This is a genomic window from Solimicrobium silvestre (assembly GCF_002976435.1).
GTDB classification, from domain to species: Bacteria; Pseudomonadota; Gammaproteobacteria; order Burkholderiales; family Burkholderiaceae_D; genus Solimicrobium; species Solimicrobium silvestre.
On record NZ_PUGF01000010.1, the window covers coordinates 54259 to 69504 of the forward strand.

13 protein-coding genes are annotated in these 15246 nt (G+C 46.3%); 4 read left to right on the forward strand and 9 right to left on the reverse strand.

Annotated features, from left to right (window positions below; genetic code table 11):
- Positions 1 to 79: 79 nt before the first annotated feature.
- The 6 genes from parC to S2091_RS11565 form a co-directional block, all read right to left on the reverse strand.
- Positions 80 to 2431 carry a DNA topoisomerase IV subunit A gene (gene parC / locus S2091_RS11540; protein WP_105531975.1) on the reverse strand — a complete coding sequence of 784 codons (2352 nt, stop codon included), beginning with the start codon at positions 2429 to 2431 and terminating at the stop codon, positions 80 to 82.
- Between the two features lie 169 nt (positions 2432 to 2600).
- Complete coding sequence (locus S2091_RS11545; RefSeq protein WP_105531977.1) at positions 2601 to 4577, reverse strand: DNA topoisomerase IV subunit B; 1977 nt, start codon at positions 4575 to 4577, stop codon at positions 2601 to 2603.
- Positions 4578 to 4983: 406 nt separating this feature from the next.
- The gene (locus S2091_RS11550; protein WP_105531979.1) at positions 4984 to 5439 is read right to left on the reverse strand and encodes a CZB domain-containing protein; all 456 of its coding nucleotides are present in this window, start codon (positions 5437 to 5439) and stop codon (positions 4984 to 4986) included.
- 181 nt (positions 5440 to 5620) lie between these two features.
- Positions 5621 to 6733 carry an alpha/beta fold hydrolase gene (locus tag S2091_RS11555; protein ID WP_105531980.1) on the reverse strand — a complete coding sequence of 371 codons (1113 nt, stop codon included), beginning with the start codon at positions 6731 to 6733 and terminating at the stop codon, positions 5621 to 5623.
- Positions 6734 to 6880: 147 nt separating this feature from the next.
- Positions 6881 to 7297, reverse strand: coding sequence for a DUF1294 domain-containing protein (locus S2091_RS11560; RefSeq protein ID WP_165794978.1), 417 nt, complete (start codon positions 7295 to 7297; stop codon positions 6881 to 6883).
- Positions 7298 to 7403: 106 nt separating this feature from the next.
- The gene (locus S2091_RS11565) at positions 7404 to 7709 is read right to left on the reverse strand and encodes a hypothetical protein (RefSeq protein ID WP_105531984.1); all 306 of its coding nucleotides are present in this window, start codon (positions 7707 to 7709) and stop codon (positions 7404 to 7406) included.
- 630 nt (positions 7710 to 8339) lie between these two features.
- On the opposite strand from S2091_RS11565, the gene S2091_RS11570 reads away from it, so the two are divergent.
- From S2091_RS11570 to S2091_RS11585, 4 genes are all read left to right on the forward strand, one after another.
- Positions 8340 to 8558: a hypothetical protein gene (locus tag S2091_RS11570; RefSeq protein ID WP_105531986.1), complete on the forward strand. Its 219-nt coding sequence runs from the start codon at positions 8340 to 8342 to the stop codon at positions 8556 to 8558.
- Positions 8559 to 8595: 37 nt separating this feature from the next.
- Entirely contained in the window at positions 8596 to 10395 is a 1800-nt protein-coding gene (locus tag S2091_RS11575; protein ID WP_105531987.1) for a GGDEF domain-containing protein, read from the forward strand.
- 361 nt (positions 10396 to 10756) lie between these two features.
- The gene (locus S2091_RS11580) at positions 10757 to 11077 is read left to right on the forward strand and encodes a hypothetical protein (RefSeq protein WP_105531989.1); all 321 of its coding nucleotides are present in this window, start codon (positions 10757 to 10759) and stop codon (positions 11075 to 11077) included.
- A 24-nt stretch (positions 11078 to 11101) separates the two neighbouring features.
- Positions 11102 to 11914 (forward strand): SAM-dependent methyltransferase, encoded by an 813-nt coding sequence (locus S2091_RS11585; protein ID WP_105531990.1) that lies wholly within the window; start codon positions 11102 to 11104, stop codon positions 11912 to 11914.
- Positions 11915 to 11958: 44 nt separating this feature from the next.
- Here S2091_RS11585 and S2091_RS11590 read toward each other — a convergent pair whose 3' ends face one another.
- From S2091_RS11590 to S2091_RS11600, 3 genes are all read right to left on the reverse strand, one after another.
- The gene (locus S2091_RS11590) at positions 11959 to 12492 is read right to left on the reverse strand and encodes an SRPBCC family protein (protein ID WP_105531992.1); all 534 of its coding nucleotides are present in this window, start codon (positions 12490 to 12492) and stop codon (positions 11959 to 11961) included.
- 118 nt (positions 12493 to 12610) lie between these two features.
- Positions 12611 to 13732, reverse strand: a complete 1122-nt coding sequence (locus S2091_RS11595) for a beta-ketoacyl-ACP synthase III (protein WP_105531993.1) — start codon at positions 13730 to 13732, stop codon at positions 12611 to 12613.
- Positions 13733 to 13913: 181 nt separating this feature from the next.
- Complete coding sequence (locus tag S2091_RS11600) at positions 13914 to 15200, reverse strand: MFS transporter (RefSeq protein WP_105531995.1); 1287 nt, start codon at positions 15198 to 15200, stop codon at positions 13914 to 13916.
- Between the last annotated feature and the right edge of the window lie 46 nt (positions 15201 to 15246).

Below are 15246 nucleotides of genomic sequence, written 5' to 3' on the forward strand. Positions count from 1 at the left end.
GGCAGCACAATTCCGCCTTACAGCCACAAGCTCACATTGGCCTAAGGTGTTGTAGCTTGTAGCTGGAATACCCTAAAACCTAATTCGCTTTTAAACTCACCGGTTTCAATTTAGATTCCAATACCCGCCCTTTACGCGCCCGTTTGTTAATATGCGGTGCTAAATTGGTGGCGGATAAGCTGACTTCTTGTGGCTTGGCAGCGCGTCCGATACCTGACACGGTCACGCCTTTTTGTGAAATGGTTTGAACAGCCAATAGTTTTTCGCCAGCTTCCAAATCCATCAAAATCACGCCTTTACCGCCGCTGGCCAAGTGCTTACATTCAGTTAAACCAAACACTAATAAACGACCTTTTTCAGACAAGCAGGCAATCGCGCTGCTGTCTGGCTTAACTACGCTCGGCGTTAACAATTCATCGCCTGCGTCAAAATTAATAAAGGCTTTACCTGCCTTCATGCGCCCGGTCATGTCTGCAACGCTGGCAGTAAAGCCCATGCCGCCTGTGCCTGCTAACAATAAAATAGTTGCTGCATCGCCTGCGAAATAATGCAAAATCCGCGCGCCGCTGGCCAGGTCGATCAAGCTGGTAATTGGCACACCGTCGCCGCGTGCGCCGGGTAGGGCAGATACCGCTACCGAATACACGCGACCATTGGAATCAAACGCCAGCAAGTTTTCCACGCTACGGCATTCGAACGTGCTTTGCAGTGTGTCACCGGCTTTAAAGGTGAATTGTGCTGCGTCGTGACCGTGTCCGGTACGGGCGCGTAACCAACCTTTTTGTGAAATAACCACCGTCACCGGTTCATCAATTACTTTTTGCTCAATCACGGCTTTTTGTGCGACTTCAATCAAGGTGCGACGTGCGTCGCCGAATTGTTTTTGATCGACTTCAATTTCTTTGATGATTTTACGTTTCATTGAAGCTGGATTTTCTAATAAATCCTGCAAGCCAGCTTGCTCGGTACGTAACGCGGCTAATTCCTGTTCAATCTTAATCGCTTCTAAACGCGCTAATTGGCGTAAGCGGATTTCTAAAATATCTTCGGCTTGACGGTCCGATAAATTAAACGCTTCGATTAAGGCTGGTTTAGGTAGATCCGATTCACGAATAATGCGGATTACTGCATCAATGTTTAATAAAACCGCAATCCGGCCTTCTAAAATATGAATCCGGTCTTCTACTTTTTTCAGTTTAAATTCGGAGCGACGGGTTACGGTTACAAAGCGGAAGGCCACCCATTCGGAAATAATCTCCAGCAAGCCTTTTTGGCGTGGACGACCATCACCACCGATCATCACCAAATTCATGGAAGAATTGGTTTCTAATGAGGTGTGCGCCAATAAGATTTGCATCAGCTCGGCGCTGCTTTGATTTTTAGATTTTGGCTCAAACACTAAACGCACCGGGGCGTCTCGGCCGGATTCGTCGCGTATTGTATCGAGCACACCCAGCATTAATTGCTTGAGATTTTGCTGCTCAGGCGTGAGTGTTTTTTTGCCTAATTTAATTTTAGGGTTGGTGCACTCTTCAATTTCTTCCAATATTTTTTGGCTGGATGTGCCAGGTGGAAGCTCGTTGATAACTACTTGCCACTGACCACGCGCTAACTCTTCAATTTTCCAGCAGGCGCGTACTTTCAAGCTGCCGCGACCACCTAGGTAGATGTCGGAAATAGCGGCAGTTGGGCTGATAATTTGTCCGCCGCCAGGAAAATCAGGGCCGGGCACAATTTCCATTAACTCGCTGTGCGTGAGAGCTGGATTTTTAATTAAGGCAATCGCTGCTTGTGCAATTTCAGTCAAATTATGGGATGGAATTTCAGTCGCCAAACCAACCGCAATACCCGAAGCGCCATTTAATAGCACCATCGGCAAACGTGCCGGTAGCAATCTTGGTTCGTTGCTGGAGCCATCATAGTTAGGCTGAAAATCGACCGTACCGGAATCAATTTCGTCCATCAATAAACCGGCAATCGGAGTTAAGCGTGCTTCGGTGTAGCGCATCGCCGCAGCACCGTCGCCGTCGCGTGAACCGAAGTTACCCTGGCCGTCGATTAGTGGGTAGCGTAATGAAAAATCCTGCGTCATACGCACTAAAGCGTCGTACACCGACTGGTCACCATGCGGATGCAATTTACCGAGCACTTCACCGACCACTAACGCCGATTTGCGCGGCTTGGCCGTGGCAGATAAACCGAGCTCATTCATGGCATATAAAATGCGCCGCTGAACGGGTTTTTGTCCGTCGCAGACGTCCGGCAAAGCGCGTCCTTTTACTACCGATATGGCGTAATCCAGATAAGCACGCTCGGCAAAATTAGCCAGCGTAATGGATTCGTCATCGCTAGGAGGGGAGGGTGGAACCGGCGGCGTCGGAGGAACGTTTTTGCTGCTGTCGTCACTAAATAAATCGGTTTGTACTGGCATGGTGTTTTTTAACTGTTGGTCTGGTAGGGGGGCAGGGGTTTATCGTGCCCACGCGTTACGTTCGATTAAAAATGTTCGCTACTATTTTTTCATTGTTTTTCATTGTTCATTAACGGTTACGCGTGGGCACAACCCCGTGCCCACCCTACGTGATAATGACGGTACGGCTTTAAATATCCGCCTCAACATCATTACCATGCTCTTCAATCCAGGCGCGCCGTGCTGCAGCTTCGCCTTTACCCATCAGCATCGTAAAGCGCAGTTCGGAATCCAGCTGATCAACTTCGCCGAGTGCTACCGGCAACAAACGGCGTGTGTCCGGATTCATGGTGGTTTCCCATAATTGTGCTGCATTCATTTCACCCAGACCTTTAAAGCGGGCAATGCTCCAGCTGCCATCTTTGGCGCCTTCTTTACGCAATTTATCTTCAATTGCCATCAATTCGCCGCTATCTAAAGCGTAAATTTTTTGCGCTAATTTTTTGCCGCGTGGTGGTGCATCAACGCGGAACAATGGCGGTCTGGCGATGCAAATGTGGCCAGTTTCGATCAGCTTGGGGAAGTGCTTGAAAAACAAGGTGAGCAGCAGGACTTGTATGTGTGAACCATCGACGTCGGCATCCGACAAAATACAGATTTTTCCATAGCGTAAACCGGATAAATCGGGCGTGTCGTTCATGCTGTGCGGATCAACCCCAATCGCTACTGCAATGTCGTGAATTTCATTGTTGGCAAACAGCCGGTCACGGTCAGTTTCCCAGGTGTTTAACACTTTGCCGCGTAATGGCAAAATTGCCTGGAATTCTTTGTCGCGACCCATTTTGGCCGAACCGCCCGCAGAATCGCCTTCGACTAAAAACAGTTCATTACGGCTTAAGTCGGTTGATTCACAATCGGTTAATTTACCGGGCAATACCGCCACGCCGGAAGATTTTTTCTTTTCCACTTTTTGGGCGGAACGCAAACGCGATTGTGCTTGTTTGATGACCAGTTCAGCGAGTTTTTTACCGTAATCGACGTGATGATTTAGCCATAATTCCAGCGGAGATTTGCTGAAAGTCGATACTAAACGCACGGCATCGCGGGAATTTAAACGTTCTTTAATCTGGCCTTGGAATTGCGGATCAAGCACTTTGGCTGACAGTACAAAGGAAGCGCGTGCAAACACATCTTCAGGTAACAACTTGACGCCTTTCGGCAGCAGCGCATGCAGTTCAACAAAGTTTTTAATCGCACCAAATAAACCGTCGCGCAAACCGGATTCATGGGTTCCGCCTGCTGGAGTTGGGATCAAGTTAACATAAGATTCACGTACCACATTGCCTTCTTCACACCAGGCAACGACCCAAGCTGCGCCTTCACCTTCGGCGAATCCGTCAGTGTCAGCAGTAGCGTATTGCGCGCCTTCAAACAGCGGAATTAAGGTTTCGCTAGTCAGCGACTCAGTTAAGTAACCGCGCAAGCCTTGTTCGTATTGCCATTCCAAGGTTTCTTTAGGCGCGTGCAAAGTGACTTTAACGCCGGGTAGTAACACTGCTTTAGAGCGAAGTAGCCGTTGTAAGTCACTTTGTGAAATATTGGGTGTATCAAAGTATTTAGGATTAGGCCAGATGGTGACGCGCGTACCAGCCTTTTTGTCGCCACGGGTTTGCGCTTGCGAAGTGAGCGGTTCGATGACATCGCCATCGGCAAAGGTGAGTTTATGCACGCCAGCGTCACGCCAAACGGTGATTTCTAATCGGCTGGAAAGTGCATTGGTGACGGATACGCCCACGCCATGCAAACCGCCGGAAAACGAATACGCGCCGCCCGAGCCTTTATCAAACTTACCGCCCGCATGCAAACGGGTAAATACGATCTCCACCGTAGGCACCTGTTCTTCAGGATGCAAGCCCACCGGAATACCGCGCCCGTCGTCTTCCACGGTCACGCTGCCGTCCGGGTTTTGTGTTACGACGATATGTTTACAATAACCGCCCAAGGCTTCGTCCGAAGCATTGTCAATCACTTCTTGAATAATATGCAGTGGGTTTTCAGTCCGGGTGTACATCCCTGGCCGTTGTTTAACGGGTTCTAAGCCTTTCAAAACACGGATAGAGGATTCGCTATAAGCGGCCGGATTTGCAGCAGGTTTTTTGGTCGACATGCAGAGGTGTGATGGTAAAAGCAGGTTAATCGGAGGCGCTAGTATAGCAGGGAGCGCGCAAAATGCACTGTGTTTTTATACAGCTTGTTGGATTGAAGTGCAATGCTCAGCATAGTTCGTGCGAACATATTCTATTGAATTGTATTTTTGCATTTATAACAATGCAAGCTGAAGTGTACTCAACCAGCAAGCTCAGCAATGTCAGCACTAGACGGGTAAGCGTCGCCAACAAGTGCCTGAAGGCAGGATCGAATCTGAATTACCTCGGCACGTTGTTGGGACTGGCAATCTACTACTTCATGCGATTACCTTTAGTGGATGATGTATTCACCCGATCATCCTACTCAGGGTATTTATCATTACCGCAATCACAAATTTTGTAGGTCGCGTATTGAGCAGAATCGGCTTATTGCGCCACAACCGTTTCATCGCCCAATTCATTGAGCATGGAAATAACTCGTTCGCTACATTTCTGAAACTCAGAATTAAGTAACAATTCCGCTTTTTCCTTTTTGCCTTGCATTTTTAAGCTAACGACATTGGACGCGTGATAATGAAAATTTTTATGCTCACCAACTAACGATTGAAATCGGGGGTGATCTCCAAAGCATTGTTTAGCATCACCATGTAACCACTTACCTAAATCACAGCGATCATCAAAGCAAATGACTTCAGGGCGCAAATTTTCTGTAGATTGATCTGACAAATAGGCTGTTAGTCTTAACTTCCAATTTTCATGCGCTAACACAGCACTTTTGACGTCCAAGTCCCGAGCAACTTTTTCCTGAATCTGATTATTGGCTAAATCAGGCACGTTATCGGTGCGACTTCCGCTTTTTAAAAAACTAAAAATTTTAAACATTTGAATAGAATTTGTATAAGTATAAGGTTAAGGAAATGCTGAACAATTCACGCAAAGCGTGAAGCATTAACAGCGCGGTAGCTTGGATTAAAGTTTCTCCATGTCAACACTTTGCCTTAAAAAGATATCAGTGTGTTAAAAAATTTGTAAGATTCAGTAATCAAAAATCAATCCAAATTTTTTAATTAGACCGCTTCGTGCTGTCTGCCGCGAGTGGGCGCACGTATTTCAGCAGGCTCACCAGCATTTTGCCGGGTTCTTCCCATGGAATCATGTGAGAAGAACGCTCAAACCAGACACCTTCCTTGTACGGCGCTTTTACTTTTTTCAGCCAGATGGCGGTAGGCATCGTTGGCGTTGTGTAGTCATGGCGTCCCATGAACATCACAACAGGAATGGGGAAAGAGTGAATGCCGGTTAAGTCAACATTGAGGAATTCCGGCAGGATTCTACCCAATGTATACATGTTGCCTTTATCTATTGCGCATCTATCGCTGTCGTCGTAATCGGGAGAGAGTAGCGGGGCTTTGAAATAATAATCAGAATTTTCACGATACGCACTCAACCCGCCGTAAAATTGCGCCCATTTTCTGGCGGTGATGATACGGTCGCGCGTGATAGGCTGATCTCCTGGATAGGGCGCAATCGATTCAAGTTCATTGATTGCGACGGTATTTTTATGCGCCTTCGCCTGCTCGAGCGCGTAGTCAAAACTGATTCGTTCGTTATCTCTTGTGTTGATAACTTGTCCGATTCCTACATAGGAGTAGAACAGGTCTGGGCGCTTCAGTGCGGCGTTCAGGCCAATAATGGTTCCCCAGCTATGGGCCATCAGAATGATTTTATTTTTGTGATATTTACTTCTGATATGCTCGGCGACCTCTATCGCGTCATCGACATAGTTAGCGATATGAATGCTGTCACTGATTGAATCCGGATCTACTTCACCGAAAGTTTTTCCGGCACCCCGCTGGTCCCAGTTCACGACAGTAAAATATTCTTCAATTGGTCGTTGGAACTGCCATATTTCTGGAGTCAGCGGTGCGGCTGGCCCGCCATGAATAAAAAGAATGATGGGGTTCTCTTTGTCCTGACCTCTTACATTAAGCCATTGATCAATTCCTCCGATCTTGGTTTTGTAGGCTTCCTGTATTCCGGTTGGCGCGAGGATGCGATCCATATCCTGAATGACTGCTCTTGCCTGCTTATAAGTAGCTGTGTCCGGACAAACTTGTGCATCCGCATGAGAACACATCAGCACATAAATTAAACAAATAATTAAAATTGATTTCATAAATAGTGGTCCTGGTATTTTGAACTTTGTTCCCTCTTGAAAACGTCGCCCTGACGAGCCAGAAGGGAGGTTTTTAAATCATGTTCCCTGCAGAGTTGAAGGTAACTTTGGGTTTTGTTATTCGTTGACGCAATATTAAATTCCCACCTATATCCGTCCCATTAATCCTAAAATTGCACTTGAAGCGGTAGGTGACGAGTACAAAATAAAACCGAGAATATTTAGGATAACGCTTACGACGAAAATACTCTGAAAAGGTTCTTTAATAGTTTTGTGGCGTGTAATTCTTTGCGCCGCGTACGCACCTGGCCAACCACCCAAAAGTGCCATCATATGCAAGGTGTTTTCTTGAATGCGCCACGTGCCACGTTCCGCAGCATTTTTATCGGCGTAGTACGCGATGAACGAAATAATACTTACTGCGGCGTAAATACAAAGCGCAATTAATTGAACGTGCCCTGTAAAGAATGAGCCTAATAAATAAAAAATGAATATGACTGACACAATTCCAATGAAAATTCCATTGTTTGCTTTGCGTTGCTTTTTACCTGTATTGAAGTGCAATTTCGCTCCCCGTGTCTTTATTTATAAAACTAATTGATTCAAGCTGTGACAGGCTGCTATGTGTTGAATTACGACTATTAAACAATACTCATATCATGAGATTTCATTAATTAGCGCGTAGCCAAAGGTAGTTTTTTCTTAGGAAAATAATGTAAATTAAAGCGAGCAACGGGGTGCTGTTTGGTCCGCAATCAAGAGTTATGGCCTGTTCCGTTGCAACAGTTATGGTTATCTTTGGAGATCGACACCAGTCAATTTTTAATTGAACCGTGTGTGTTCCTGGTTTGATTTGGATTTCTATTTCAGAACCATTTCCAACTCTACCCAATTCCTTCCCGTCAACCAAAATTACATAATCACGCGCGGCGTCTTGCCATATCGCCTTATGTCTTTGCACAATAAGTTTACTCATTGCTTGAATTTCCTATTTATAGTTTTTGAAATTAATTAATCCAACATCAGGCTGCATCGGATAAGTAATTTTCGTCAAAAGCTGGTTTGTGTCGATTTTCGCCACTCATAAATTGCTGCGCTTTTGCATCGTTAACAGAGCCAATCGAGCGGTAAGTTGCTAAATTAAAACTTTCTGTAAAGATTACAGCAGTATTTAAATATTGGCTATGCCCATGTTAGTCAATTCAATAATGTTGAGGAGTTCGACGAGCTGCTTTTGTTATCTGGTAGTAGGGTAGTTCTAGACGGCGCAGTATTGATTAATATTCATACTGCCTTCCACGACGTTAAAAAGTAGTGTTGATGCCTTTAACGACCTGAATAATGTAGGGTTGGGTAAGTGGCTATTGGTATTTTTTGTCAGGATGAGAATCTGGACGGTGTTTACGCAAAAAACGTTATGGATTTTATGCATTGGCATAAAGAGGAGGGGAGGCAATGTGTCCAGGTAGGACTCCCATATCCGATGTCGCGAATAGTGTGAACAAAATGAAACATCTTGTTACTTCTTTGGTAAAAGTGACATAGAATGCTTGCTTTGAACCAATATTGACAACCTGATTAACTCAACCTGAGACGCAAGAATATTATGCCTAAACTGCTAGACTATCTGAATCATCTTGATCAAAACGCGGATGCCCGTACAACGCATGAACAAAATCCTCAACAGGCGATGACTGAGTTTGGTTTGTCAACTGAAGAGCAACAAGTGGTGCAATCCGGTGATAAAGAACAGGTTGCAAAAGTGCTTGGCATTAGTAGCGCTCAATTACCATCAATAGAAGTATCAATGTTTTCCGCCATGTGATTACTGTGGAGAATTGCACGCAGTTAAGTGAGGTGATATGAGATTCTTGATCGCATTAACGCTGCTGATCAGCTTATTGGGCTGCCATTTTAGTGCATATGCAACCAGCGATATAGATATTGAACAAGAACTCACGCGAGTCGGAGAATTATTAAAAAGCGACCCTCAACAAGCGCGTGCTGCATTGGCGGTGTTGGAATCGGCTCAAGCCCATTTCAGCCCGCCACAAGTAATACATCTTCTAATATTAAAATCCTCGGTGCTAGGTTTTTTTAACCAACATCATGAGCGTGTCGCCTACCTCAACGGGTTTATCGATAGGGTGCAAGACCCCAATATTAAATCTAAATTTCTGTATCACTTGTCGACTTCCTACGCAGCCCTAGGTGAGTATGAGCGGGCATTGGATGCCATGAATACCAGTATTGCCCTACTCCCGCGTGTCACTGATACGATAGCGAAAATAACTTCTTTGCAGGCGGCGGTCACCCTGCTCAATTCCCTGTATGCATATAGCGAAGCATTAAGTTACGCCAACCGAATGTATGATTTACCGCTGCTAAATCAGGATTTATCGGCGAAATGTATTGCCAGCGCTGATCGTGTAGAAATTTATATGATGCTAAAGCAGCGTTCTTTGGCGCGTGAGCAAATGCGGGAAGCCGTAGATTTGTGCGATAAAAATGGCCGAACCTATGTTTCTCAGATTGTTCACTCCTTTGCAGCGATAGATTTAATTGACAATCAGGAGTACCAGAGCGGCATTAATGCTGGTCTGACGGCGTTACGTGCATTTCCTTCATCCATGCACACCGATTATGTTTCTCGTTTAGAAGACGGATTGGCGCGCGCTTATCTGCTTACTGGGCGGCTAGTCGCGGCTGAACAATATGGGCACTTAGCCTATCAGCACGCCACAGAACAAAAACTGGCTCAGGAGACAGAAAAGTCTTTAGAGACGCTAGCACAGATCAAGCGAGCTCAAGCCCAGTACTCGGCTGCGCTCGGTTACGCGGAGAAGGCGCTGGCTCAAAAAAATGCTTTGCTGGATGAACAGTTTCAAAAAAATGTCGCCTACCAGCGCGTTAAATTCAGTATGCAGGATCAGTCGAATCAAGTGGCTTTGCTTGAGAAGCAAAATAAAATTCTGGCGATAGAAAAACAGTTGGAGAAAAAAAATAGTCAGAATCTATGGCTCATCATCGCGCTGGTAATGGTTGTTGCAACGGCGCTTGGCCTGTATTTGTGGAAAGTCATACTGCAAAAGAATTTTTTTCGGCGCACGACGCAAATTGATGGTCTTACCCGTATCAGCACTCGCGGCCATTTTATGACGTCCGCCGAGGAGGTTGTCAGTGTGCGTAACAAGGTTGTCAGCCTTATTTTATTTGATATGGATTTCTTTAAACGAATCAATGACAGTTTTGGTCATCCTGTCGGTGACTGGGTTTTGATCAAAGTCTGTCAAACCGTCAGCGCCGAATTGCGCGACGGTGATTTATTCGGACGTCTCGGCGGCGAGGAGTTTGCGATTTGCCTGCCCAACACCGACGTCGAAATGGCTTGGCAACTGGCGCAACGTTGTCGTGCCGCGATCGCCGCGATTGATGCCGAGCCATGTGGCTTTCAATTTCCGTTGAGCGCGAGTTTTGGTATTGCGTGCATCGATCAGAATGATAATCGTCAATTTTCGACTTTGTTGGAAGCGGCGGATAAAGCGCTCTACCAAGCGAAATCGGAAGGGCGTAATTGCGTTGTAGTCTCTAATTTAATGGGAACGGCGGATATAGCTCACTATCAAGCGAAATCTGACGAGCGTAATTGCGTTTCCGCGTAAATTTTATCTTCTAGGACTTGCGAAGCTGGGATAGGTTTGCGTAGGGGTGCCCCTTGTGGGTACCCTTGGTTGATTGACGAGGGCACCCACAAGGGATGCCCCTACAAGACGCCAGCATCATACGCCACCTGCGTAAGTCCTATCTTATAAAGATGTTGTGATAATCCCAAAACAGGCGGGTAAATTAGTGCATGTAGGAATCGGCATGTGCATAACGCGGCTGGCAAAAACTTTATCGTGAACCTGTGTGGTTGTCAGATTTGGTGTTGCAAAATAAGTGAAAAAATGAAACTTCTCGTTCGATCTTTAATAAAAGTGCTATAGAATACTTTCTTTCAATCAATATCATGGAGTGCCGGAAATGATACCTAAACTACTAGATTATCTGAATTACCTTGATCAAGATGCCAATGCCTGTGACGCACATGAACAAGCCCCCGTAGAGGCGATGAGCGATTTTGGTTTATCACATATCGAGCAGCAAGCGATGCTTTCCGGCGATAAAGCGCAAGTCGCACAATTGCTTGGTATGGATCCCCGTGATGAGTCCCCAGTGATAGTAATATCACAATTTATTGATAAAGACGTTCAAAATATTAGCGCCCATTACGCAAATTTGTTGGTAGCAGATAAAGCGCTCTATCAAGCGAAATCTGGCGGACGTAATAGCGCTTCAGCGTAAATTTTATTTTATAAAGATGTTGTAATGATCCAGAAACAAGCAGGTAAATTAGTGTGTGTCGGTACTGGCATGCGCATGGCGGGGCAATTAACGCCATTGTCCAAAAGCTATATAGAATCGTTTGATATCGTGTTTGCTGCGGTGCCAAATATTTTTACGCGGGAGTGGTTAAAAGGCGTAGCCAAGGAATTCGTCTGTATTCTGGATCATTACGAAGACACTAAAATCGATGGTAAAACCCGGCGCGATACTTATCGCCGCATGGCGGACACCATTTTGCACGAAGTGCGTGCCGGTAAGCGCGTATGCGCGGCGTTTTATGGTCATCCTGGAATTTTTGCTTGTATCTCACACATGGCAATCGCTGATGCGCGAGCTGAAGGTTTTGCGGCGCATATGGAGCCCGGCATTTCTGCACTGGATTGTCTGGTCGCTGACCTCGGGATTGATCCCGGCAGTACCGGCATGCAATCCATGGAAGCCACCCAGTTCATGATCTTTCAGCGGGTCGTCGACCCTACTGCGTTATTCGTGATCTGGCAAATCGGGATCTGCGGTGACCTGACCTTGAAGCGTTTCGACACTGAACCTGCGCATTTGCAGATCATCGTCGACAAACTCGCCCGCAGCTATTCGCTTGATCACGAGGTGATACTGTATGAAGCAGCCACCCATGCGCTTGAACAGACGCGTGCTGAAAAGATTCGCCTCGGTGATCTGCCGCAAGCCAGTTTGAAACAACATACAACGCTAGTGATTCCCGCTGCAGAGAAGCTGCAATACGATGCGAACGTGATTGCCCAATTGCAGGACTTGGAACGATTGCGGGTTGCATAGTATTCGTAGTCAGCGCGGGAGGTGATGGGATGAACGAATTATTTCTATTTGTGCTCAGCATTCCGCTTCAAATTGGCTAACCCAGCTTCAAAATCCGGCCCAACCATTTTGTCCATCACAGCGCCAAATAAACGCATTTTTAAATTGCCGTCAGCGTTGCCATGCATGGTCCAGGTGACTTTTGTGCCATTACCTTCTGGCGTGAGCAGTAACTTGCCGCTGGAGGGTTTGCCCATACCTTCAAAGCTGAGTTCATAGACAATTTTTTGATCTTGTACTACATCCAAAAACTTCATGCTGCCGTTGCCCTGGCTTTTGCTCTCCCAGCGCCATTCGGCTCCTACGCCACTGGCTGGACCGCTATACGTCATTAGCATGGCCGGGTCGCGTTGATTCCAGACCGACCAGTTTTTCCATTCTTTGGTGATGGCAATCATGGGGTAGATTTTTGCTGCGGGAGCATTGATGACAACGCTGCGTGACACGTTGTATTCATTCGGCAAACTCCATACCAGCACAACCACAGCTAAAACTACCAGAACCAAAATACCGAACAACCATTTAATGATATTCATCATGATCTCCAGAGTGTTGATGTTTTTAATCTAGGGAAGTTTGCTTTGCGTTGAATCTAGTACGTGTTACTGGTGATGCCTGTCCAATTTTAACCAGGCATCACAGAAACTAATTGAATGCTTACAGCTTCTTCACCACCACACAACCGATTGAATAGCCCGCGCCGAATGAACAAATGACGCCATGTGCGCCAGCCGGTAAATCATCTTGATGTGTATGGAATGCGATGATAGACCCGGCGGAAGAGGTATTGGCGTAAGTATCCAGAATGGTCGGTGATTCTTCTGGTGCTGCATCGCGACCCAACATCATGCGGGTAATCAGTAAATTCATATTCAGATTGGCTTGATGCAGCCAGAACCGATTAATTTGCTCTATCGTTAAATCAGCTTTTTGCACTGTGTCAGTAATGGTGGCAGCAGCCATTGGGCAGACTTCTTTAAATACTTTGCGGCCTTGCTGCTTAAATAATTTATCTGGCTTGCCAATGCCGGACTCATCGGCGCGATTCAAGAAGCCAAAGTTGTTGCGGATATTGTTGGAGAATTGTGTTTTGAGTTTGAGTCCGACGATCTCAAAGCGATGTTTGGATGTCGCTGAATCAGCACGTTCCAGCAAAATAGCGGTGCAGGCATCGCCAAAAATAAAGTGGCTGTCGCGGTCGCGCCAATTTAAATGGCCGCTGGTAATTTCAGGGTTAATCACTAACACGGCGCGCGCCTGTCCGCTTTGAATCGCACTGACTGCCGCTTGAATTCCGAAAGTGGCCGATGAACAGGCCACATTCATATCATAGCCATAGCCATCAATACCTAAGGCGGTTTGTACTTCAACGGCAATCGCTGGGTAAGCGCGTTGCATATTGCTGCAAGCGACAATGACGGCGTCAACATCACTTGCTGTTCGTCCGGCACGTGCCAAGGCTTGTTGTGCAGCGGCGACGGCCATGTCACACATGATGGAAGGCTCGTCGTCGGAGCGTTCCGGGATATGCGGCACCATGCGGTTTGGGTCAAGTACACCGGTTTTTTCAACCACGTAACGCGATTTAATGCCGGAAGCTTTTTCAATAAATCCAACGCTGGATTCTTCTAAGGCGACGACTTCGCCAGCGACAATAGCGGCGGCATGCTCAGTATTAAATTGCTGAACGTAGCTATTAAAGCAAACAATTAATTCTTCGTTAGAGATGGAAAACGGCGGCGTATATAGCCCAGTACCGCTAATAACGACATTATTCATGCATAACTTTCAAAAGAGTTGAGCAGAGCGCTCACAAAGCGGGTGATTCTACCGCTTAGCTTTGTGAGTTATGCGAGAAAAATAGCTGGGTTGGAGTGTTTATTCTAATTTAGTTTTTTGAAAATTTCTATAAATTGTGCGCGCTCTATAGGAGGATCGCAGGAAGTTAGCAGGAAAATAGTTATCGCAAACGCAACCGATAACGCGCTGCCAACGTAGCAATAATACTGATTACTGCGCCGACAATGACATAGAAAGAGATCGCCAGATTGTTTTTGGTCGCGGCAATCAGCCAGGTAATCACCATTCCAGCAAAACCGCCAAAAATCATTACCCCGATGTTATAGCTGAGTGACATCCCAGTGCCGCGAGTTTGTACGGGGAAGATATCGGACAGTAGGGCCGGCATTGCGGCGAAATACATCGTCATTAATAATCCCAGCATCGCTTGCACCATTAGTAAATTGGCAAAGCTAGGATTAAGGGTTAAAAAGTGAAACAAGGGGTAAGTTAGCAATGCAAATAAAACGCTACTCGCGAGCATAAACGGGGTTCGGCCATATTTATCGCTGAAGTGACCAATGAAAGGGGAGAGCAGCATCATGATTACGCCAGCTAACATCGTCGCGCTAAATGCTTCAGTTGATGTCATTTTTAATTGTTTAACCGCATAAGTCGGCATGTAGAGAATGGTATAGACAGACACGGTGGCCATTACGACGCAGCCGGAGCCGATTAAGAGCCGCTCTTTTTGCTGTGCCAGAATGTCGCGCAGCGGGGTACTTGTTGCGTCAGCCTCGGTAAACTCTGGCGATTCTTCCAAATGCTGGCGGATATATAAACCGGCTGGGCCAATTAACAGGCCAAAAATAAAGGGTAAGCGCCAGCCCCAACTTTCTAACTGCTCTACTGTTAGCTGTGACGACAATACTGCACCGGCCAGGGCTGCTAATAACATGCTTAAACCTTGACTGGCAACTTGCCAGCTAGAGAAAAAACCACGCCGATGCGGAGCGTGTTCCACCAAAAAAGCGGTTGAACTACCGAATTCACCGCCTGCAGAAAAACCTTGAATCAGACGCGCTAATACAATGCCGGCGGGTGCCCACAGGCCGATGGAATTGTAGGTCGGCATGACAGCGATGAGGAATGTTCCGACCATCATCAATAAAATGGACAGCGTTAATGCGGCTTTGCGTCCAACTCGGTCAGAGTACGTACCAAGAATAATGGCGCCGAGCGGGCGCATAAAAAAAGAAACGCCAAAAGTCGCAAAGGTGATCATCAGCGAAACGGTGGGGTCTGCGGTGGGAAAAAATAATTTGGCAATCGTAACGGCGAAGGCTCCGTAAATGAGAATATCAAACCATTCCAGCGCATTGCCTATTGACGATGAAATCACGGCACGCCAAGTCTGAGGGTGTTGATCTGGCGGACTGGATGTGGCCTTGGTATTGATATTCGTCATAAAATCCTTTTTGTTTGAATTGCAGGGGCCATGAATAATAAACTAA